We start from the raw sequence: 1,549 nt of genomic DNA on the forward strand, positions 1-1,549 counted from the left end.
TTACAATTTTAGTGTTCGCTGCATTAAAGATTAAGCGACAAGGCGACACTTTGACTAGATATAACACCGAAAGGGTTGAATGATAAGACAGGCGTTAGCTTGCCTGTTACTTCAAAAATAAAGAACAATAAGCAACAAATTGACTTGCTAAAACTTAAAGCACCTATAAAAACACTTAAGTTAGTTATGATGATTTAAGTGATTGAAAAGTTTTAATGATTAACAAAGTTTGTATTTTTGTAGTATCTTCTTTAAAAACAAAAAAAAGGGATTGCTAGTCAATCCCTTTAAAAGTGGGGCGAGAAACGGGGTTTGAACCCGCGACAACCGGAATCACAATCCGGGGCTCTACCAACTGAGCTATTCCCGCCATAAACTGTATGGTACGCCCTACACGATTCGAACGTGTGACCTACGGCTTAGAAGGCCGTTGCTCTATCCAGCTGAGCTAAGGGCGCAAAATATGGTCGGAGTGAAAGGATTTGAACCTTCGACCACCTGGTCCCAAACCAGGTACGCTACCAAGCTGCGCTACACTCCGAAAAAACGATAATTATACTTTGTTAAGTCTTGTAGTCAACGCTAATTCACTTTAAGAATGTTCAAAATATGTATTGTGTGCTTTAAGTTCTTCTTTATTGGCTAAAACTACCTTGATTTTAGCGCGATTAGAATCAACTCTTGAAATTGTAACCTCGCTATTTTGTTGACTACTTTGGTTTTCATTAAACAAGGTGGATTGTCCACCCGTCATTGCCAAATATACTTGCGCTAAGATTTGTGCGTCAAGTAATGCACCGTGAACGGTACGCGCACTGGCATCAATCTCAAAGCGTCGGCAAAGCGCATCAAGATTGTGCATACCACCAGGTCGTTGTTGTTTAGAGATTTCTAAGGAATCAATAATGGTGCAATTGTCTTCAATGGTTTGTTCAACACCCATTCGTTGCAATTCATGATTTAAGAAACCAAGGTCAAATAGTGCATTGTGAATAACCAAAGTGGCGCCTTCAATATATTCTAAAAATTCTTCAGCAATTTCTTCAAATTTTGGTTTGTTTTTTAAAAAGCTATCCTTAATACCGTGAATTCTTTCAGAGTCACCCACCAGACGCTCTGGCTGGATGTATTGATGATATTCATTGCTTTCAATGATTTCTCTATCAACGATTTCGGTGCAACCAATTTCAATGATGCGATGACCTTCAGAAGGCTCAATACCCGTAGTTTCGGTATCTAAAACAATTAGTCGGCTCATCAAATATCCTTTGAAGTTGTTTTCGTGTAAAATTGTCCATTTTATCGTATTTATAAGTTGAAATTATGTCAAGAGTGACTGTTGAAGAGTGTTTAAATTTTGTAGATAATCGTTTTGAGTTGGTATTGGTAGCAGCTAAGCGTGCACACCAGTTAAGTTCTGGTGGTTATAAGTCAACCTTAGATGTTGGCAAAGATAAAGTGACTGTTGTTGCACTTAGAGAAATCGAAGCAGGTTTGATTGATGCATCAATCTTGACGGAGGTTTATGCAATGGAAGAAGAATTATCAG

The 1,549-nt window shown here is 38.2% G+C and carries 2 protein-coding genes and 3 tRNA genes; 1 reads left to right on the forward strand and 4 read right to left on the reverse strand.

Translation table 11 applies throughout. The features are described 5' to 3' along the window. Positions 1-294 precede the first annotated feature (294 nt). The 4 genes from BAZSYMA_RS02915 to dnaQ form a co-directional block, all read right to left on the reverse strand. Positions 295-370, reverse strand: a tRNA-His gene (locus tag BAZSYMA_RS02915). A gap of 11 nt (positions 371-381) precedes the next feature. Further along, positions 382-458 (reverse strand) — tRNA-Arg (locus BAZSYMA_RS02920). 6 nt (positions 459-464) lie between these two features. Next, positions 465-541, reverse strand: a tRNA-Pro gene (locus BAZSYMA_RS02925). Between the two features lie 51 nt (positions 542-592). Next, complete coding sequence (gene dnaQ, locus BAZSYMA_RS02930; protein ID WP_090715470.1) at positions 593-1,258, reverse strand: DNA polymerase III subunit epsilon; 666 nt, start codon at positions 1,256-1,258, stop codon at positions 593-595. Positions 1,259-1,323: 65 nt separating this feature from the next. Between dnaQ and rpoZ the strand changes: the two genes are divergently transcribed. After that, on the forward strand, positions 1,324-1,549 hold a 226-nt coding region (rpoZ, locus tag BAZSYMA_RS02935; protein ID WP_090715472.1), incomplete at its 3' end, for a DNA-directed RNA polymerase subunit omega.

This window comes from Bathymodiolus azoricus thioautotrophic gill symbiont, from assembly GCF_001298715.1.
In the GTDB taxonomy this organism is placed as follows: Bacteria; Pseudomonadota; Gammaproteobacteria; order PS1; family Pseudothioglobaceae; genus Thiodubiliella.